Origin of the sequence: Methylobacter sp. BBA5.1, from assembly GCF_000746145.1 — a bacterium.
Classification (GTDB): Bacteria; Pseudomonadota; Gammaproteobacteria; order Methylococcales; family Methylomonadaceae; genus Methylobacter; species Methylobacter marinus.
In genome coordinates this window covers 15036-34321 of sequence record NZ_JQKS01000014.1, presented here as the reverse complement: position 1 = coordinate 34321, position 19286 = coordinate 15036, and the positions used below count along the sequence as shown (strand labels likewise).

At 51.5% G+C, this 19286-nt stretch carries 16 protein-coding genes; 12 read left to right on the top strand and 4 right to left on the bottom strand.

What is annotated here, in order from left to right; genetic code table 11:
- The first annotated feature begins 273 nt into the window (after window positions 1–273).
- From EK22_RS09730 to EK22_RS09705, 6 genes are all read left to right on the top strand, one after another.
- Window positions 274–1317: an alpha/beta hydrolase gene (locus EK22_RS09730; RefSeq protein ID WP_036250470.1), complete on the top strand. Its 1044-nt coding sequence runs from the start codon at window positions 274–276 to the stop codon at window positions 1315–1317.
- Between the two features lie 83 nt (window positions 1318–1400).
- Complete coding sequence (gene egtB, locus EK22_RS09725; protein WP_020160393.1) at window positions 1401–2708, top strand: ergothioneine biosynthesis protein EgtB; 1308 nt, start codon at window positions 1401–1403, stop codon at window positions 2706–2708.
- The gene (gene egtD, locus EK22_RS09720) at window positions 2698–3666 is read left to right on the top strand and encodes an L-histidine N(alpha)-methyltransferase (RefSeq protein WP_036250468.1); all 969 of its coding nucleotides are present in this window, start codon (window positions 2698–2700) and stop codon (window positions 3664–3666) included. Before egtB ends, egtD begins: the two co-directional genes overlap by 11 nt.
- A gap of 247 nt (window positions 3667–3913) precedes the next feature.
- Window positions 3914–5116: an ammonium transporter gene (locus tag EK22_RS09715; RefSeq protein WP_081917834.1), complete on the top strand. Its 1203-nt coding sequence runs from the start codon at window positions 3914–3916 to the stop codon at window positions 5114–5116.
- A 12-nt stretch (window positions 5117–5128) separates the two neighbouring features.
- Window positions 5129–5842, top strand: coding sequence for a hypothetical protein (locus EK22_RS09710; RefSeq protein WP_036250463.1), 714 nt, complete (start codon window positions 5129–5131; stop codon window positions 5840–5842).
- A 153-nt stretch (window positions 5843–5995) separates the two neighbouring features.
- Window positions 5996–6448, top strand: coding sequence for a hypothetical protein (locus EK22_RS09705; RefSeq protein ID WP_020160398.1), 453 nt, complete (start codon window positions 5996–5998; stop codon window positions 6446–6448).
- A 212-nt stretch (window positions 6449–6660) separates the two neighbouring features.
- Here the strand turns inward: EK22_RS09705 and EK22_RS09700 are convergent, their stop codons facing one another.
- The 3 genes from EK22_RS09700 to EK22_RS09690 are packed head-to-tail and all read right to left on the bottom strand — an operon-like array spanning window position 6661 to window position 12575.
- Window positions 6661–10383, bottom strand: a complete 3723-nt coding sequence (locus tag EK22_RS09700; protein ID WP_036250460.1) for an FAD-dependent oxidoreductase — start codon at window positions 10381–10383, stop codon at window positions 6661–6663.
- A 57-nt stretch (window positions 10384–10440) separates the two neighbouring features.
- Entirely contained in the window at window positions 10441–11328 is an 888-nt protein-coding gene (rsgA, locus tag EK22_RS09695) for a ribosome small subunit-dependent GTPase A (RefSeq protein WP_020160400.1), read from the bottom strand.
- Window positions 11328–12575 (bottom strand): M48 family metallopeptidase, encoded by a 1248-nt coding sequence (locus tag EK22_RS09690; protein WP_020160401.1) that lies wholly within the window; start codon window positions 12573–12575, stop codon window positions 11328–11330. Before EK22_RS09690 ends, rsgA begins: the two co-directional genes overlap by 1 nt.
- A 90-nt stretch (window positions 12576–12665) precedes the next feature.
- On the opposite strand from EK22_RS09690, the gene orn reads away from it, so the two are divergent.
- The 4 genes from orn to serS are packed head-to-tail and all read left to right on the top strand — an operon-like array spanning window position 12666 to window position 15552.
- A complete protein-coding gene (gene orn, locus EK22_RS09685) occupies window positions 12666–13229 on the top strand; it encodes an oligoribonuclease (protein ID WP_020160402.1) in 564 nt (187 codons plus the stop codon).
- Window positions 13230–13235: 6 nt separating this feature from the next.
- Window positions 13236–13943 (top strand): fluoride efflux transporter CrcB, encoded by a 708-nt coding sequence (gene crcB / locus EK22_RS09680; RefSeq protein ID WP_020160403.1) that lies wholly within the window; start codon window positions 13236–13238, stop codon window positions 13941–13943.
- Entirely contained in the window at window positions 13940–14257 is a 318-nt protein-coding gene (locus tag EK22_RS09675; RefSeq protein ID WP_020160404.1) for a DUF190 domain-containing protein, read from the top strand. The genes crcB and EK22_RS09675 overlap by 4 nt, the downstream gene beginning before the upstream one ends.
- 23 nt (window positions 14258–14280) lie before the next feature.
- Window positions 14281–15552: a serine--tRNA ligase gene (serS, locus tag EK22_RS09670; protein WP_036250458.1), complete on the top strand. Its 1272-nt coding sequence runs from the start codon at window positions 14281–14283 to the stop codon at window positions 15550–15552.
- A 499-nt stretch (window positions 15553–16051) separates the two neighbouring features.
- Here serS and EK22_RS09665 read toward each other — a convergent pair whose 3' ends face one another.
- Window positions 16052–17239, bottom strand: coding sequence for an OmpA family protein (locus EK22_RS09665; protein ID WP_036250455.1), 1188 nt, complete (start codon window positions 17237–17239; stop codon window positions 16052–16054).
- A 165-nt stretch (window positions 17240–17404) separates the two neighbouring features.
- Here EK22_RS09665 and EK22_RS09660 point away from each other — a divergent pair, with 165 nt between their 5' ends.
- Both EK22_RS09660 and gltX read left to right on the top strand, forming a co-directional pair.
- Window positions 17405–17854: a tetratricopeptide repeat protein gene (locus tag EK22_RS09660; RefSeq protein ID WP_027147423.1), complete on the top strand. Its 450-nt coding sequence runs from the start codon at window positions 17405–17407 to the stop codon at window positions 17852–17854.
- 7 nt (window positions 17855–17861) lie between these two features.
- Window positions 17862–19265, top strand: a complete 1404-nt coding sequence (gltX, locus tag EK22_RS09655) for a glutamate--tRNA ligase (protein ID WP_020160409.1) — start codon at window positions 17862–17864, stop codon at window positions 19263–19265.
- The last annotated feature ends 21 nt before the right edge of the window (window positions 19266–19286 follow it).

Genomic DNA, 19286 nt, shown 5'->3' with positions numbered 1-19286 from the left:
CGATAGGGTGTAGCTTCAACCGTTGCATAGTCTAGCATTGAGAGGTTGCGGTTTGCTTGACTATCTATCATCCAGTGGTAGGGCGGCTGCTCTATATTTATTACTGCGGAATAAATGTAAAAATATCTATTGTTTCAATGGCTTGAATTTTCCATGTGTGATAGCGTAACAATTTTGTCATACTTTCTCTGCCTCTATTGCAACTTACACCCCTGATTAGCTCTCTATAGTGCGTACCTATCGATTTTTTGTAAGAACGAATAACAATCGCGAATGAAAAGCCTTATTTTTCCTTCATTGCTCAGCTTGTCGATGTTGATGCTGGCAGTGATTTCTGCTTGTACCCTTTCCGCCTGTACCCCAGCAATTTATAAACCCGGTCCCCATGTCACGAATGGGCAAATACTGGAAAACCTTTATGTAACGTCCGATGGCATCAGCTTACCGCTCAGGCAATGGCTGCCCGAGAATAATAAGGCTTCGGCGGTATTGATAGCATTGCATGGATTCAATGACTACAGCCGTTTTTTGCAGCAGCCCGGCGATTTTTTCCGGCGGAACGGCATTATCAGTTACGCCTATGATCAACGCGGCTTCGGCGGCAGTCCGCATCGTGGACTGTGGAGCGGCGTTGATGCCTATGTGCAGGATCTGGATTTATTTGTCCGGCTGATCAGGAATAAACATCCGGGACTGCCGGTTTATTTGTTGGGTGAAAGCATGGGTGGGGCTGTTGTTATTGCAACGATGGCACGGTCCTTGAGAACACCGGTGGATGGACTGATTCTGGCTGCTCCGGCTGTCTGGGGACGGGAAACGATGCCCTGGTATCAACAGACACTGCTGTGGGCGCTGTCGCATACCATGCCCTGGCTGACGTTGACCGGAAAAGGCATCGTCAAGGTCACGCCATCCGATAATATCGAAATGCTCAGGGAACTCGGGCGTGATCCATTGGTCATCAAGGCTACGCGGGTTGAAGCGCTGTACGGCCTGACCAATTTAATGGACGCGGCGCTGCACAGCGCCAAGGAAATACAGACGGATACGCTGGTTCTGTATGGCGAAAAGGACGAGATTGTTCCGAAACAGCCTACGTTGCGTTTTCTGCAGGATCTTATGCAAAACCGGCAGCATCGAAAAAGAGTCGCTTTCTATGAAAACGGTTATCACATGCTGCTGCGTGACCTGCAGGCTCCGGTATTATGGAAAGACATCGTCGCCTGGATTAAATCATCGGCGGCGCCGCTGCCATCCGGTGCCGACAAACACGCCGAACAGGTATTGGCGGCCGTCAGGGAAAATGGCAACTCCTGAAAAAATTGAGGGTTTTTCGGTTTGACTTGAACCGTGTTCGGATTTAGGATGCCAGTCAGTTTAACTCTGGTAAGGGGTTTTTCATGCGCCGTATCGACTTTGCAGTTTTTGGAAATTCGACAGCACTGGATCATGCCCTGGCGGACGAAGTACTGACGCGTTATCAAACCGTCAGGTCCGAAACGGAACAACTGTGCGAACCGCTCGCCATCGAGGATTATGGTATTCAGGCCATGCCCGATGTCAGCCCGCCCAAATGGCACCTGGCTCATACCACCTGGTTTTTCGAGACCTTTCTGCTGCTGCCTTATCTGCATGGCTACCGCGTTTTTCATCCCGATTTCGGCTTTTTGTTCAATTCCTATTATCAAACCGTCGGCAGCTTTTTCCCGCGTCCGCAGCGCGGCTTGCTGTCCCGTCCGACCGTGCAGGAGGTCTACTATTATCGCGCCTATGTCGATAAGGCGATGGCGGTGCTTGTAGACAGCGCTGACGCTTCCCAACTCGATCAGATTATTTTTCGTACCGTATTGGGCATGCATCACGAACAGCAGCATCAGGAACTGCTGCTCGCCGATGTGAAATATAATTTTGCCATCAATCCTCTGTATCCGGCTTATCGGGCAAAGCTTGATCGTATCGAGCGAGAGCCGGCCTCACTGCAATGGCACGAGTATGACGGCGGTATCCATGAGATCGGTTTCTCGGGCACGGGTTTCGCCTATGATAACGAAACGCCCAGGCATAAGGTTTATCTGGAAAATTTTTGCCTGGCCTCGCGACTGGTGACGAATGGCGAGTTTCTGGACTTTATCGAGGACGGCGGTTATCAGCGCGCCGATCTGTGGCTATCCGACGGCTGGACGGTGGTGCGGCAAAAAAACTGGCAGGCGCCGCTGTACTGGAAAAGTCTGGACGGCCAGTGGTGGGTCATGACTCTGGCCGGGCTCAGGCGTCTGGATCAGAACGAGCCGGTCTGCCATGTCAGCTTTTATGAGGCCGATGCCTATGCGCGCTGGCGCGGCAAGCGGCTGCCGACCGAGGCGGAATGGGAGGTGGCGGCGCAGGATCGCGAGCCGCGCGGCAATCTGCGCGAAGCCGGTTTTCTGCAGCCTGTTGCCGCTGATCCTGTGATCCAGTGTAAGCCTGATCAATTATTTGGCGATGTGTGGGAATGGACGCAAAGCCCATACCGGCCTTATCCCGGATTTCAGCCCCTGGCTGGCGTGCTAGGCGAGTACAACGGTAAATTCATGGCAAATCAGATGGTGCTGCGCGGCGGCTCCTGCGTGACGCCGCAGTCCCATATCGCGGCCACTTACCGCAATTTCTTTTATCCCGCCGATCGCTGGCAGTTCATGGGCATACGGTTGGCCGACGATGCGAACTGAACTGCTCGAACCGCGGCTTTGTTTCTCGGACCTGAAGCCGCCGCAGGCCGATTTCCGGAGCGAAGTCATTGAGGGACTGCGACGCCCGCGGAAGACGCTGTCGCCGAAATTTTTCTATGATCCGGAAGGCTGCCGGTTGTTCGAGGCGATCTGTGATTTGCCGGAGTATTACCTGACCCGCACTGAAATCGCCATTCTGACCGAACACGCAGACAGCATTGCACAGACACTAGGGCGGGGCGGGACGCTGATCGAACTGGGCAGCGGCAACAGCCGCAAGGTTCGGCTGCTGCTGGAGGCGCTGAAACCCGATGTTTACATGCCCGTGGATATCGCCGGACAGCATCTGCTCGCCGCCAGCCGGGAACTGGCGGTCGACCATCCATGGCTGAATATCCACGCCGCCTGCCTGGATTATTCTCGGCATTTCGAGTTGCCGTTTCTGCCCGAAGGGCAAAGGAAAACAGTCTTTTTCCCAGGCTCCAGCATCGGCAATTTCGAACCGGCTGAGGCGGAGATTTTGCTGCGCGGCATTGCCCGGTGCGTGCAGCCTGACGGTGGCCTGCTGATCGGTTTCGATCTGAAAAAGGATGCAGCCGTATTGCAGGCGGCCTATAACGACAGCGCAGGCGTGACGGCACAGTTCAATCTGAATCTGTTGCGCTGCATCAATGCCGGGGCGGCGGCGAATTTCGATCTGGGGCGTTTTCGCCATCACGCTTTTTTCAATGAGCCGAAAGGGCGCATCGAGATGCATTTGCGCAGTGAATCACATCAGCGGGTTGTCGTGGCCGGCGAGACTTTCGAGTTTCTGGACGGCGAATCGATTCATACCGAAAACTCCTACAAATACGGGATCGAGGAGTTCCGGACGCTGGCCCGTCATGCCGGGTTCGAACCGGGCCGTTGCTGGCGTGATCGGAACGGCTTGTTTTGTGTCCATTATTTTGGCGTATGAAGTAAAACACATCTCGCACCAAATTACGGCTGACTGGTTTCCCGTCAAGGTGAGTGCGCACCATATTGGTTCGTTATTGCTGCGTTTCAGTTAAGCACGACAGGAGGGATTTTATTTAATTGTTCAGTATGAGTTTGAATCAACTTTCGATATAGACGTTTTAACAGCCCGTTTATCGTTCATCCTGATGACTTGGCTTGATGCTTGCTAGCACCATTTACGAAGTTTTTAACGTATAAGGATGATTATGAGCGAACTACAAGTTATTTGGACGGCAATGTGCGTGATGCTGGTGTTTTTTATGCAAGCGGGTTTTGCTTTGCTGGAATCGGGCACTTCAAGGGCGAAAAATTCGATCAATGTATTGATGAAAAATTATATGGATATGTGTTTGGGCGGCTTGATTTTCTGGGGCATCGGTTTTGGTTTGATGTTTGGCTATAGCGGTACGGGTTGGTTAGGGAGTAACCATTTTTTTCCGCAACAATTCACTCCTGCCGAAGCCGTTAATCTGGCTTATCAGACCATGTTTGCAGCGACGGCCGCCACCATTGTCAGCGGCGCGGTGGCAGAGCGTATGCATTTTACCACCTATCTGATTTTCAGCGCTTTTGTGACTGCGGTTATTTATCCGATATTTGGCAGTTGGGCCTGGAACGAGCAGGGCTGGCTGAAAGGCCTGGGTTTTGTGGATTTCGCCGGGTCAACCGTGGTGCATTCGGTTGGCGGATGGTGCGCCCTGGCAGGAATTATCGTTTTAGGTCCGCGCTTGGGGCGCTATTCAAGGCAAGGGGAGACGCGCGAAATCCCCGGCCATAACTTGCCGTTTGTGGCGCTGGGCGGGTTTGTTTTGTGGTTGGGCTGGTTTGGTTTTAATGGCGGCAGCATCAGCGGTCTGGAACATGATAATCTGGGGCTAGTGCTTTTAAACACCCATTTGGGCGGCAGCGCCGGAGCGCTGAGCGCCTTATTGTTTATGTATTTCAGAAAGCGGCCCGTATTAATGTCCGCAACCGTCAACGGCAGTATTGCCGGCTTGGTCAGCATCACCGCGGGAGCGGCTTCTTTATCGCCGTTGGCGGCCATTGTCGTGGGCTTTACCGGCGGCGTTTTTTACCTGCTGGCAGTCAACCTGCTGGACAGATTGCAACTGGACGATGTCGTCGGTGCTGTTGCGGTGCATGGCGTGGCTGGAGCATGGGGCACTTTGGCGGTGGCGTTATTTCCGCAGGGCGCTTTTAGTGTCTCGGCTCTTTTCGTGCAACTAACCGGCGTTGTGACATGTTTTTTATGGGCATTTCCTAGCGCGTTTTTGTTTTTTAAATTGCTGGATAGCTACCTGGGCGTCAGGGCCTCTACGCTGCATGAGCAGCGCGGACTGGATTACACCGAGCATTATGAAGTGGGGTATCCTGAATTTCAAAAACGACTGGATTCCAATGCGGCATAAGGAGCTGCCGTGATGAATGATACTAATAAACGCAGAAGGCAGGCGGCCTGGGTTTGCTTTCAGCCGCATCTTGCCGAGGACCAGCTGTTCAAGGCGATTCATTTACTGGAACGAAGCTATCAAGCCGACAGCGTAAGCAATTTGATTGCTTATATCAGCAAAGTTTGTTCGGAATTCGGTATCGGACCGGAAATCCGCAAATCCTTGTATGGCCGGTTTCATCAATTAATGGCCGAGGATACCGATTTACAGATGGACCCTTTGTCGACGATGCTTGAACAAAATCAGTCCCAGCCGCTGCCAAAACCGGTGCAAAGGCGGCCGGCGCCGGTATTGTCAGCGGTGGAGCGCATCGAAGAGCGGCAAGAAGCAATGGCCTCATTGCCTGCGCATACGGTTGTATTTTCGGATTTCATGAAACAACTGACGGCGTATCTGCCGGAAAAAAACGCTTTATTCGAGGTGCTGATGGAACTGGCCGAAGATAAGAAAACAGGCGCAAGAGAAAATGCCGGCCACATCAGCCGATGGGCAAACAAGCCTGATGACTTCGGCTGGGCTGAGAATTTAGACGAGAAAGCTCTTGCCGGTCTGGTGCATCTTGTTTACACGGCATTGTGTGAAATGCTGGGGCCTGTTGCTGCTGACGAGTGTTTTCATAAGGCTATAGCGGTCTGTGAACAAAAACCGGAAGCCAGGCAATTTTCGCCTTCACGGTTCCTTTAAATTGCACGACGGCCGGTTCGGACCGGGCCTGTCTGGCTGAGGCGCAACGCCCGGAGCGTTCGAATTATCATAGTGTGTACGTTTCCGTACCGACGCTATCGGTATTTGCGGGCAGTATTGCGTTTTGAATACTTCATCCTAAGGAGGCTAGCGATGAGCACTACCGTTGAAACTACAGATAGGGTACGATCCAGCAGCTCGCAAGCGATCAATCGTCAGATAGATCGGGAGATCGAGGCTCGGATCCGGCGTTTCGCGACCCGGAGCAAAGAGGATATTTCGCATCGCATCTGGGAGCTGGATCATGAGTGGGATATAGAGCGCGTGCTGGAAACCAACGCTTCCGTGCTGGCGTTTACCGGCCTTTTTCTCGGCAGCAAGTACGACAGGCGGTGGCTGCTGTTGCCGGGTATTGTGTTGCCTTTTCTGTTCCAGCATGCCATTCAGGGCTGGTGTCCGCCGGTCCCGATTTTTCGTCGTATGGGCGTGCGCACGCGCCAGGAGATAGAGCGGGAGAAATACGCCTTAAAGATTTTGCGCGGCGACTTCGAAAAGAGTCATATTGGCGATCGCGCCGAGGCGGCACTGGCGGCAGTGAAAATGTAAGCGCCAAGGCAATGCCTTTGCCGGTGTCATTCTAAGGATAAGCTGAGAAATAACTTCCCTGAATTTTTAGATGTGGGGGCGACTTAAGTCGCCCAGGGCGAATACCCTAAAGGGCATAAATGAACTCGCCCCTACATAAGTGCTTATTTTCAGCGAAAAATCGGAAAGTTATTTTTAACCGAATCCTAAGCCACACCGGCATGGCGCGGGGTTTACGGATGATGCTCTGCTTCTTTTTGTTTTTCCAGCAGATAGTCCAGCCAGAGATTCGACAGCTTTTCCTGTACCGAATTTTGCCGCAGCCGGCCATGCAGATGGCCAAAGTCCACGCGGTCCAGTTCCTGATCCTGGTTATAGCAGGAATAGACGAAGGATTCCTCGCCCGTTTGCGGGTCCGTATGCTTACACAGGCACTGGGCGCAGACGCCTTTCATCATGCATTGCATCGGCGAGTTGATGGAGCCGATGGCCACGTGTTCTTTCAAGTAAGGTTGCAATATGCCGAAGCGGGCTTCCTTGACGGCCGCCATCATGCGGTCCGAGCCGATCACCACCAGATGATCGACTTCGGACAGGCGGATGGGTTGTTCGCCCAGTTCACCGGTGGCGTAAGCGATCATGGCTTCCAGAATGTTGCCGATAAAGGTTTTGTCCTGCGGACGTGACGGCCTGATGGGTTCCTCGACATCGGGCGTTTTATCGACCGACCAGATAATAATATCCGAAGCCGCCTCGATATCCTCGACCTTGAAAACATCATGCTTGTTTTTGTAACCGGCAAAGTAAATCACCCGATTGCCGGCTGCCCGCAACGCTTTGCCGATAGAGAAGAGGACGGCATTGCCCAGGCCGCCGCCCAGCAGTAGCACGGTTTTGCCCTGCGGAATTTCCGTCGGCGTGCCCGTGACGCCCATGACGATGAGCGGGTCGCCGATGTCCCAGCCGAAGCACAGGCGCGTGGAGGCGCCCATCTCCAGCGCAATCAGCGAGATCGTGCCTTTTTCCTTGTCCACTTCGGCGCCGGTCAGGGCGATGCCTTCCGCGGCCAGCACCGTGTCTTCGACGACCGGGGCATGGGCTTCAAAGTTCTGCACCCGGTAAAACTGCCCCGGCTGGAAGCGCTTGGCCTGCATCGGCGCCTTCACAACGACTTCGATAATATTCGGCGTCAGGCGGTTGATGGCGACAATTCTGGCTACCAGAGCCTCGTCGAGGTTTGCGAACAGGGTCCGCAGCGCGGCATCGCGTTGTGGTTGTTGTGCGGGATCCAGGCCGGTCAGTTGTTTTTCGAACAGTTTGACGATATAAGGATAGCCGTCTCTGGCGCTGGCCATGGCTTTGACGACATTGCCGGCGTAGACCGGATGATTGTCGCCGGCAAAACTGATGAATTTATCGCCTTTCCGGTAGGAGGTCAGCGGCGCCGGCTTGCCCAGTTTGGGCGCGGCTTCGTCAGCCATGGGGACCAGTTCCAGATCGCCGCCTGGCCATTCGGGCTGATAGCGCTGAAAGAATTGCCGATCCATCTCGAAGGTGTCGGGATGCTCGCTTTGATAAATCGTATTGGGCGATGTGCCGGCGGCGATATAGAGGTTGCGTAATGGCACGGTCACATCGACGCCGGCGCTCGTCCAGCGGCCGTTATCCAAAGCCATCTGCTCAAACAGTACCGCTTTCAGATGGCCGTGCTCATCGGCCCGCGCCTCCTTCGGGCTCAGGCCTTCGGCCAGGGCAATGCCTTCCGTGAGCGCCGAGGCGATTTCCTCGTGATTTTGCCGATAAGCCGGCGAATCCTTGATGCCCTTGCGGTAGAACAAGGTAACTCCGCCCCATTTTTCAAGCAGGGGATGAAAGTCCGGTTTCTCGCCGGCGGCGTCGGCGCGCTGACGTTCGGCCCGTATTTCATGGCCGTGGGCCAGAAACTCATCAAGGATTTCGATCTCTTCCGCATCGTAGCGGATGCGTACGCTTTTCTCGCCGAATACCTGCACCAGCTTTTCATAACGCGCCAGTATTTTCTCGACCTGTACCGGGTAATAGGCCAGGAGTTCCGTGCAGGTGTCGATCGCGGTCAGGCCGCCGCCGATGACGCCGGCCGGCAAACGCACATGCAGGTTGGCCAGTGAGGAGGTTTTGGCGGCGCCGGTCAATTGCAGCGCCATCAGGAAGTCGGAGGCTTTGCGGATGCCGCGGATCAGATTGTTCTTTAAGTTAATGATGGTCGGCTTGCCGGCGCCGGTGGCAATGCTGATATGGTCGAAACCCAGGTCCCAGGCGTCGTCGATGGTCAGCGTGCCGCCGAAACGGATGCCGCCGTAAGCGCGGAAATTCCGGCGACGGAGCAGGTTGACATAGATGACTTTCAGAAAGTTCTTGTCCCAGCGCACCGTAATGCCGTATTCGGCGACACCGCCGAAACCGGCCAGCCGGCGCTCGTTCAATTGCTCGTAAAGAGTGCTGAAATCCTCGATTGGTTCGGGCGGCGTGTCGGCATCGCCGGTCAATCCGGCAGGCAACGGCTCCAGTTTCAGGGCATCGATGGCGGCGACGCCGAAACCTTCGTTCAGCAAATAATGGCTCATGGTGTAGCCGGCCGGCCCCAGGCCCACGACCAACGCGTTTTTGCCGTTATAGGGCAGGGCGTAAGGACGCTTGATATTTAGCGGGTTCCAGCGCGTCAGCAGGCTGTAGATTTCAAACCCGTAAGGCATGAACAGCACGTCGGTCAGAACATTGGTTTCGATCTGCGGAATGTTGACGGGATCGGTTTTTTGATAGATGCAGCCCTTCATGCAGTCATTGCAGATGCGGTGGCCGGTGCCGGGGCACATGGGGTTGTCGATGATGACGATGGCCAGCGCGCCGATATTGTCGCCCCGGCGTTTGACCAGATGCATCTCGGAGATTTTTTCATCGAGCGGGCAGCCGGTGATGACCACGTCCAGCGGGTTGGTTTTGAACGTCTGGGTTTTCTTGTTGCGCATGCCTTTGGAGCAGGAGTCCGTGTCGCGCTCATGGCAGTAGATGCAATGGTCGACTTCATACAGCGTCTGCCTTTCATCAAAGCGTGGATCGGTCAGGGCGAAACCATCGCGCCGCTTGCGGAGTTCTTTCGGCCCCATCCAGACTTTATAAGGGCCGCGATCGATGATTTCATGCTCGACGAGATCGTCGAAATCGCGTTTTTCGGGTGTTTTGAAGCTGAGCCAGTCGGCGACCGTCCGGCGGACTTGCGGGTCATTGAGGGCGATAAAGCTCCAGCGCTGCACGATGTCCAGCAGGCGGCTGACGAATTCGGCCGCATCCTGCAGGGCCAGAATGTCGGCGAACAGAATGGCAACCGAGCCATGTTCGCCAAGGTGCCGGCGCAACGCCTGCACGACCTGATCGGCATCGGCGTAGTCGCTGGTTTGGCCTTTGGCGATGGATTCGTAATGGCGGGCCAGTCGCGTCAGTTCGGCGCCGACGCGGGCTACGCGGCGTTCGGGGTCGGTATCGGCATTGGCTTCCGGAAAGCCGGCTTCGATCAGCAGTTCAAGGCGACTTAGTGTGGCGGTAATGTCCCACTGGCTGACATCCTGGCCTTTAAATAGCGTATTGAGCTTGTCGACGACGTCGTGCTTGTAGGCAAAGATCGTCTCGAAGTCGTCCCGGATTTTTATGGATTGGTTCTGATGTTGCTCGGAGACATTGAACAGTTTGGCGACGAACTGGCCGACATAAGGCCCCATGCGTACCAGCAGGTCGGAAATTTCCACCGGTTGCAAGCCCGAGCCCTGAGTCAGTCGGTAATCTTGAAAGGCTGCGAAAAGTTCGGGATTTTGCTGCTCGACGGTCTTATCGAATATCGCCAGTAAATCCTTCAGGCGCGCGGAGTCGTATAAATCCGCGTAGTTGAAACCGGGGATGCCCAGCTTGAAGATACTCTGTTCCATACTTTCTATACTCCGGTCGGCTTGATAATGATCATTGATTCTCTTGATAATAAGAGGCTATGTGGGCGGCATTTTCTCCCTAAGTTTCAAAAAACGCTGATAGCGCTTCATTGAAATACGGCCATTTTCGGCCGCTGCGCGCACGGCGCACCCCTTGTCGTGTAAATGACGGCAGTCATTGAACTGGCATTCATCCAGCAAAGGTTGAAATTCTCTGTAACCATAAGCCAGTTGCTGTTCGGTAAGACCTGCCAGTCCGAAAATGGCGACTCCGGGGCTGTCGATCAGATCACCGCCTTGCTCCATGTGATACAGCGTCGCGGCCGTGGTCGTGTGGCGGCCATGCTTGGTCGTCGCCGAGATCGTATTGGTTTTAAGTTCCTTGTCGGGGATCAGGGCATTCGTTAAGGAAGACTTGCCGACACCCGATTGGCCCGCCAGGATGCTGACCTGGTTTTTTAACGCCTGTTTCAATTCCTCCAGGCCTTTATGATCTGGGATTCTGGTGCTGACCCGGTACAGGGCATAGCCTAGCTTCTGGTAGTCCAGCAGTTCCTGCTCGATACTATCCGATTGCCCCAGATCGATTTTGTTAAGCACTAAAGCGGCATTGATATGATGGTTCTCACAGACGGCCAGGTATTGATCGATCAGCAGAAAATCGCAATAAGGTTCGGTGGCGAACACCACGAAGACGGTGTCGATATTGGCGGCTACCGGGCGGACCTTGCTATTTCTGGAAGGGCGTGCCAATAACGACCGCCTGGGCAGGATTTCTTCGATACGGCCCTGGTCGGGCGCCGATTGCAGCCACAATACTCTGTCGCCGACGGCGACGGTATCGAGCCGCCGGCGGGTCTGACACAGGTAGATTTTGCCGTCGGTTTCAACGGCGATGCCCTGGCCTAAATGAGAGAGCACCAAGCCTTCAAGGAGTTCAGCCATTATGCGCTTTGTATCTTGGATTCCAGATGCGCGATGCGAATAGCCGCCGGCGGATGACTGTAATGGAAAGCCGAGTAGAGAGGGTCCGGCGTCAATGTGCTGGCGTTTTCCTCATACAGCTTGACCAAGCCGCTGATCATCTTGCTGGCCTGGGCATTTTTTGATGCGAAATCATCGGCTTCGAATTCAAACTTACGTTGAAAATAAGCGCTGACAGGCTGCATGAAAAAGGTAAAGGCCGGCGAAACCAGCATGAATAACAACAGGGCGGCGGCATTGGACGGTTGTTCCACGCCGAGTCCGGTATAGAACCATTGCTGATCGATCAGCCAGCCCAGGACCGCCAGGCTGATCAAACTCATGATCGAGGTGGCGATCAGCATTTTAATCACATGCTTGCACTTGAAATGCCCCAGTTCATGGGCCAGCACGGCTTCCAGTTCCTCGTCATCCAGGGAATCGACCAGCGTATCAAAGAACACGATGCGTTTGTTATTGCCCAGGCCGGTGAAATAAGCGTTGCCATGGCCCGAGCGCTTGGAACCGTCCATGATGAAGATGCCCTGGCTGTTAAAGCCGCAACGCGCCAGCAAGCCCTGAATCCTGTCTTTCAGCGCACCTTCCTGCATGGGGGTGAATTTATTGAATAGCGGCGCGATGACGGTAGGGTAAAGCCAGCTCATCAGGAGTGAAAAGCTGATCAGGATAGCCCATGCCCATAACCACCAGAGGTCGATATTGTCCATTACCCACAGGATCAGAGCCAGCAAAGGCAGGCCGATTGCCGCGACCAGCGCCATCTGCAGCAACTGGTCTTTGACGAACTGTTTGGGCGTGCTTTTGTTAAAGCCGAATTTTTCTTCAATGACGAACGTCTGATAAATGCTGGTCGGCAGGTCAATCAGGGACATGGCCAGGAAAACTGTGGCTATGGCGCCGATGCCGGCTATCCGAGACGACAAGTCAAAAGATGCCCAGAATTCGAAGGCGGCATTGATGCCTCCGCCTACCGTCAGCAGCAGCAAGACGATAACGCCGATAATGCTGTCAATATCGCCTAGTTTGCCTTTTTCAATGGTATAGTCGGCTGCTTTTTGATGGGCTTCCAGGGAAACGCTGTTTTTAAACGCTTCGGGCACGTCGGAACGATGACTTTTGACATGGGCGGCCTGGCGTTTGGACAGCCAGAACTGAACCGAAAAGGAAATTATCAATGCGATTATAAAGATAATGGTAAAGGTATTCATGGGTTTAAAACGCAAGTTTAAGAATTAGGCATACAGATTAGCCAATGCTACAATTTACCGCAACCTTATTAATATTATGGAATCAATAATATGGCGCAGGATCCACAGAATCTCATCTGGATAGATCTGGAAATGACGGGGCTGAATCCCGATACCGATTTAATCATTGAGATAGCCACGGTCATCACCGACAAGGACTTGAATATTCTGGCTCAAGGTCCTGTACTGGCGATTCATCAGTCCGATGCGGCGCTGGCGGCTATGGATGACTGGAATCAGAAATACCACGGCAAATCCGGCCTGATCGATCGGGTCAAGGCTTCAACGATTGATGATGCCGAAGCCGAACGTCTGACTCTGGAATTTATCAAGGAATGGGTGCCGGAAAACAAGTCGCCCATCTGCGGTAACAGCATTTGTCAGGATCGGCGTTTTCTTTATCGGTATATGCCAAAACTGGAAGCCTATTTCCATTATCGCAACCTGGACGTTTCAACGCTTAAGGAACTGGTTGCCCGATGGGCGCCGGAACTGAAAGGCGGTTTTAGTAAAAAGGCCACGCATATCGCTCTAAACGATATCGTCGAATCGATCGAAGAACTGCGTTACTACCGGGATCATTTTATTGCCTATAAGGGCGCGGGCAGCGCCTGAGTAAATATGAATCAATTGATTGCCGTGGCACTGGGCGGTTCGCTTGGCTCAGTACTGCGTTTTTTAGTTTCAACAGGCGTTTATCAGTGGCTGGGCCGGGGCTTTCCTTACGGCACGCTAGCCGTCAATGTCATCGGCTCGTTTTTAATCGGATTGCTGGCCGAGGCACTGATTTTGCAGCGTATCACTTTCGCAATGGAATACCGGGCCGCCATTCTGGTGGGCATCCTGGGCGGATTCACGACGTTTTCGAGCTTTTCGCTGGAAACGATTTATTTGATGGAGCAGGGCAGTTTCACCAAGGCCGGCCTGAATGTCCTGATCAGTATCAGCGCCGGGTTATTGGCCGTCTGGCTGGGTCTGCTTTCAGGACGGTCGCTGTTTCTTTATTCGGACGGTGTTATTCAATGGCCGGGCGGGCTGTTTCCTTATGCGTTGGTTGTGGTCAATGCCATTGGTGCTTTCTTGATAGGTATTGTAGCGACTATCCTGCTGCAGAAAGTAGCGCTGTCGATGGAATACCGGGCTGCGATTATGATAATCATCGTAGGACTTTATTTAACCTTGTCAGGTTTGTATCTGGTTCTGTATTTGATTGAGCACGGTTATTCATTTGAAGCGCATTTGAATTTAATGCTGGGCATTTTTGTCGGTAATGGTTTGATCAGTGTTTTAGTACTTTGGACAGGTTTATGGGTAGGCAGGCAGATATGAATACAAGAGATATAACGATTGCCAGAGTCTATATGCTGGAAGGTCATGATTATCTTGATCGCGTCCTGGACATTCTGCGCAACGAAGAAAAAATTACAGGCATCACGGTGATACGCGGTATCGCCGGAATGGGTGCTTCAGGCGAGATCCATACGTCGTCGCTGCTTGATCTGTCGCTGGAATTGCCGTTGATCATCGAGTTTTACGACGAGCCTTTGAAAGTCGAAAAGGCTATTCATGAACTCCAGTTAAAACTGGATCTCAAACATATCGTCAGCTGGCCGGCAACAGCTCATACTCACTCAATTTCTTAATTTCAAAAGGTAACTACACCGTCATGTTAGATCCCCATATATTTAGAACTGATCTTGATTATGTGAAGGAACAATTAAGCAGGCGTTCATTCAGTTTTAATACGGAGTCTTACACTGCCCTGGAAGCCAGGCGCAAAGACATACAGGTTAAAACCCAGGAACTGCAGAACGAGCGTAACAGCCGCTCTAAGTCGATCGGGCAGGCCAAGGCCAAAGGCGAGGATATTCAGCCTCTTTTGGATCAGGTTCAGCATTTGGGCGATCAGCTGAAAGAGGCGGAAACGGAACTGTCCGGTATTCAAGCGCAAATGGCCGCCTTGATGGAGAGCATTCCTAACATACTTGATGTCAGCGTGCCGGACGGCAAAAGTGAAGACGATAATATCGAAATCAGCCGTTGGGGCGACATTCCTGTGTTTGATTTCGAGCCCAAGGATCATGTCGACCTGGGGTCAAAGAGAGGCATGGATTTTGAGCTGGGCGCCAAAATCGCCAGCGCCCGGTTTGTGGTCTTGAACGGCCCATTGGCAAGACTGCAGCGCGCGATCATTCAGCTGATGCTGGATATGCATACGCTGGAGCACGGTTACAACGAAACGTATGTGCCGTTTCTGGTTAATGCCGACAGTCTGCGCGGTACCGGTCAGTTACCTAAGTTCGAGTCCGATCTGTTTAAGGTCGACAATGATCCGGCCTTTTACCTGATTCCCACCGCCGAAGTGCCGGTCACGAATATTGTCAGGGACGTTATCGTAGACGCCAAGGACATGCCGCTGAAGTTCGTTTCGCATACGCCCTGTTTCCGTAGCGAAGCCGGCGCTTACGGACGCGATGTGCGCGGCATGATCCGCCAGCACCAGTTTGAAAAAGTCGAGTTGGTGCAGATCGTCAAGCCTGAAGAGTCCGCCAAGGCGCATGAAGAACTGACCGAGCATGCCGAAAACGTCCTGAAAAAACTGAAACTGCCTTATCGCAAGGTGTTGTTGTGCGCCGGCGATACCGGCTTTTCATCATCGAAAACCTATGACCTCGAGGTTTGGCTGCCGGGGCAGGGCGCTTATCGAGAAATATCCTCATGCAGTAACTTCAGGGATTTTCAGGCCCGCCGCCTGCAGGCGCGCTGGCGCAATCCGGAAACCGGTAAACCCGAGTTGGTGCATACCTTGAATGGTTCAGGTCTGGCGGCCGGCAGAACCCTGATTGCGATCATGGAAAATTATCAGGATGCCCAGGGACGGATCCGCATTCCGGAGGCCTTGCTGCCTTATATGGGCGGATTGGATATTATTGAGTAATTTAATTGGTATTATTCAACGGCGGACCGATTTTTTATAATCGGTCCGCCGTTGTGCTTTGCAATTTAATATGATTGCTCGACAGAATATCATCAGTATCTTGCCAGGTTCTATATATGCGCTCAAATAAGTAATAATGCGGAAATAGTACTTTATATCGAAATGGTATTTGTTGATTTTTAAAATGCGAATTCGTTGTACTAAACTTTAAATCCGTTAAATATTATTGGTATGTTAAAAGCAAGGCATTTTTTAGGAGTTATATAAAACAGTTTTTATCGTAGGTAGTGGCTATAGTCCGTATTTTTTCTGATGAATCAGTCCGGGTTGCCTTCGTGGGACAATGCTTCGTTACCGGCAATAGTGAGAATCATTATATTATTTTAGTTAATAATGATCTGGCGAAATCAATATTTCCCTTATATCAAGGATAAACCACCGGCTATTATGGCCGGTGGCTGTTATTGAAATTACTCCGGTTGTTCGTATCAAGCGGCGATTATTTAATTACTTCCAGTTGTACGCGGCGGTTGTTAGCCCGGCCTGCTGCCGTCTCGTTAGTATCTATAGGGCGAGTCAAGCCATAGCCGTGAGCCGATAATGTCACATTGACATTGACCGCGCGGTCCAGATAAGCTTTAACTGCTTGAGCGCGGCGTTCCGAGAGTTTCTGGTTATACTCGACAGAGCCTTTGCTGTCGGTATGGCCTTGTATTTCAACTTTCAGACCAGGGTTGTTGTTAAGAACAGCGGCGACCTTGTCCAGTTCACCATAATATTGAGGTTTGATGTCGCTTTTATCGTAATCGAATTGCACGCCTTCGATAATCCAGCAACCGAACTTGTTGACGTGTGCGCCTTTAGGTGTATCAGGACATTGATCCTGGCTGTTTGGGACGCCGTCTCCATCGTCATCGCCGTCGATTGCGACCGGCGTGCCGGCTGTTAAGAAGATGCTATGGACAAATTTGCCCATATCATCGGGATTTGCAATGCGGTCAGCCGCTACCCCGTAGCCGCAACCGGCCGTTTTCCATAATCTGTTTAATACGATTTGGCCTTGCTCATCTTTTTTATTACCGACCCAAACGGTATAAACACATAACCTGTCACCGTACTGTTTCTTTAAGGATTGAACCGCCGTTACGGGGTCGCTGTCCAAGTTGTGGCCATCGCTGAGTACTAAAAGCGCTATGTTGCCGGATGTTGTCGACAAGTCCTTGGACGTTGCGTTAATTGCCGAGCCCATGCGTGAGCCGCCGCTGGCGCAGGTTAATGAGTCGATACCTTGGCCGAAAGTCGATTTTGAATAGCTTGCGGGTGGCAGATTGAGTTTCGTAAAGCCCCATGATAGGCATGGGCCGAAACCAAAACTGCGAATGCTCGAAGTCAATTGCAAATCATCGGGAATGGTTTGGTTTATTCTATTGAGTATTTCTTTTTCGACCGCGAATTTGGTAGGGGTCGGCTGGCCGGGAAAACCTAGGCCTTGATAAGCTTCATTCATGGATGAAGAGGAATCGTTAATAACAAAGAAATTATCCGTTTTTTGCTTATATTCGCCTGAGCGAATCAGGGTATTCAAATCATTAGCGTGAAATAGCTGAAAAGTGCTGATGGGTTGGGATGCGCAGCCTGACAAAATTCCGCCAGTTATAAATGCAGTAATCATCATTATTTTTTTCATTTATTTTCTCCTTGATCATGCTGAATGGAAAAGGTGATATTTTTATTTATTATCAATGATTTAAATAATATTAGGTGCTGGCTTTTCTTAAATGAATAATTCACCTTTTTAATAAGACATGAAATAATACAAATGGTTTTATAAATATGAATATGAGGTTGGAAAATGGTTAGACTATTAGTTTTATTATCAATGTTAATGGCCAGTATAAACATACAGGCGGCAGAAAGCGATATTCAAAAAATGGCAGAGCAAGGCGATGCCCTGGCGCAGGCTAAATTGGGGGCAATGTATATATTAGGCCGAGAGGATATTGAACGCGATGAACAAAAAGCCGCCGAATGGATGCTGAAAGCAGCAAAGCAAGGCCTTATTGAAGCCGAAGTCGTTATGGCGGCCTTATATGATAGAGGATTGGGTGTGCCGCACAATGTTGATATGGCAACGCAGTGGTATGAGAAAGCAGCGGCTAAAGGGCATGGTGCCTCGCTTGCGCTTCTAGGAAGAAATGATACGGCTAAAGGCAGTGTAGCCTTTAATTATAAAACGGCTCGCTTGAGCGCGGCCCGGCAAATTCCAACAGAATACGCTAAAAAAATTTTACTGAAGAAATAAATATCAAATGAGTACAAAAACACGTTTTGCCCCGAGTCCGACGGGCTATTTGCATGTAGGCGGCGCTCGTACCGCCTTGTTTTCCTGGCTTTACGCGCGCAAGCATGGCGGACGGTTTATCTTAAGAATCGAAGATACCGATCTGGAGCGCTCAACGCAAGAGTCGGTGAATGCTATTCTGGAAGGTATGACCTGGTTGGGGTTGGAGTATGATGAGGGGCCGTTTTACCAGACCCAGCGCTTTGATCGTTATAAAGAAGTTATTCAACAATTGCTGGATCAGGGCGATGCCTATTACTGTTATTGCAGTAAAGAAGAGTTGGATCAATTACGTGCCGAGCAAATGGCTAACAAACAGAAGCCGCGCTATAACGGTAAATGCAGGGATTCTGCAGAAGGACCCGGAGAGGGGATGCCGGTCATACGCTTCAAAAATCCGACTGATGGCGTGGTAACCATTCCCGATCTGGTTAAAGGTGACATTGTCGTTGCTAACAAAGAACTCGATGACTTGATTATTGCCAGAGCCGATGGTACGCCCACTTATAATTTAACCGTTGTGGTTGATGATATGGATATGGGCGTGACGCATGTCATCCGAGGCGATGACCATATCAACAATACGCCGCGGCAGATGAATATTCTCCGAGCATTAGGCGCCGAGATGCCGAAGTATGCGCATTTGCCCATGATATTGGGTTCCGATGGCGCTCGATTGTCAAAACGACACGGCGCCGTCAGTGTCATGCAGTACCGTAACGACGGTTATTTGCCGGATGCTCTGCTCAATTACCTGGTCAGATTGGGTTGGTCTTATGGCGATCAGGAGATTTTCTCGCTGGATGAAATGGTCGAGTACTTTCAACTGGAAAACGTTAATGTATCGGCATCCGTGTTCAATAATGAAAAGCTTTTATGGCTGAATCATCAATATATTATGAATAGCGATCCTGTTCATGTCGCTCGCCACTTAAGCTGGCATATGGGCGAGTCAGGCATTGATCCTTCAGACGGGCCGGATTTGATTGATATTGTAAAGGCGCAAAGAGAGCGCAGTAAAACGTTGGTTGAAATGGCGAATGCAAGTGTTTATTTCTATAAAGATTTTGACTCATATGATGAGAAGGCCGCTAAAAAGAATCTTACTTCGAATGCCGAGGAAGTGTTAGCGCGGTTGCATGATGAATTTTCCGCGGTCACTGAATGGGTGGGGGAAGAATTGCATCAGATTGTTATTAATGTTGCCGAAGAGATGGGGCTCAATCTGGGTAAGGTGGCTCAACCTTTGCGAGTCGCTGTTTCCGGAACCTCTGTGTCGCCCGCAATTGATGTGACTTTATCGCTGCTTGGTAAGGAAAAAACCTTGGCAAGAATATTACGATCCATAAATTATATAAAAAATTTAAATTAAAGGTGGACAGGACTAAAAAAT

Coding starts and splice junctions, on each gene's coding strand:
- EK22_RS09730 (WP_036250470.1), top strand. CDS start 274: ATGAAAAGCCTTATTTTTCCTTCATTGCTCAGCTTGTCGATGTTGATG.
- egtB (WP_020160393.1), top strand. CDS start 1,401: ATGCGCCGTATCGACTTTGCAGTTTTTGGAAATTCGACAGCACTGGAT.
- egtD (WP_036250468.1), top strand. CDS start 2,698: ATGCGAACTGAACTGCTCGAACCGCGGCTTTGTTTCTCGGACCTGAAG.
- EK22_RS09715 (WP_081917834.1), top strand. CDS start 3,914: ATGAGCGAACTACAAGTTATTTGGACGGCAATGTGCGTGATGCTGGTG.
- EK22_RS09710 (WP_036250463.1), top strand. CDS start 5,129: ATGAATGATACTAATAAACGCAGAAGGCAGGCGGCCTGGGTTTGCTTT.
- EK22_RS09705 (WP_020160398.1), top strand. CDS start 5,996: ATGAGCACTACCGTTGAAACTACAGATAGGGTACGATCCAGCAGCTCG.
- EK22_RS09700 (WP_036250460.1), bottom strand. CDS start 10,383: ATGGAACAGAGTATCTTCAAGCTGGGCATCCCCGGTTTCAACTACGCG.
- rsgA (WP_020160400.1), bottom strand. CDS start 11,328: ATGGCTGAACTCCTTGAAGGCTTGGTGCTCTCTCATTTAGGCCAGGGC.
- EK22_RS09690 (WP_020160401.1), bottom strand. CDS start 12,575: ATGAATACCTTTACCATTATCTTTATAATCGCATTGATAATTTCCTTT.
- orn (WP_020160402.1), top strand. CDS start 12,666: ATGGCGCAGGATCCACAGAATCTCATCTGGATAGATCTGGAAATGACG.
- crcB (WP_020160403.1), top strand. CDS start 13,236: ATGAATCAATTGATTGCCGTGGCACTGGGCGGTTCGCTTGGCTCAGTA.
- EK22_RS09675 (WP_020160404.1), top strand. CDS start 13,940: ATGAATACAAGAGATATAACGATTGCCAGAGTCTATATGCTGGAAGGT.
- serS (WP_036250458.1), top strand. CDS start 14,281: ATGTTAGATCCCCATATATTTAGAACTGATCTTGATTATGTGAAGGAA.
- EK22_RS09665 (WP_036250455.1), bottom strand. CDS start 17,239: ATGAAAAAAATAATGATGATTACTGCATTTATAACTGGCGGAATTTTG.
- EK22_RS09660 (WP_027147423.1), top strand. CDS start 17,405: ATGGTTAGACTATTAGTTTTATTATCAATGTTAATGGCCAGTATAAAC.
- gltX (WP_020160409.1), top strand. CDS start 17,862: ATGAGTACAAAAACACGTTTTGCCCCGAGTCCGACGGGCTATTTGCAT.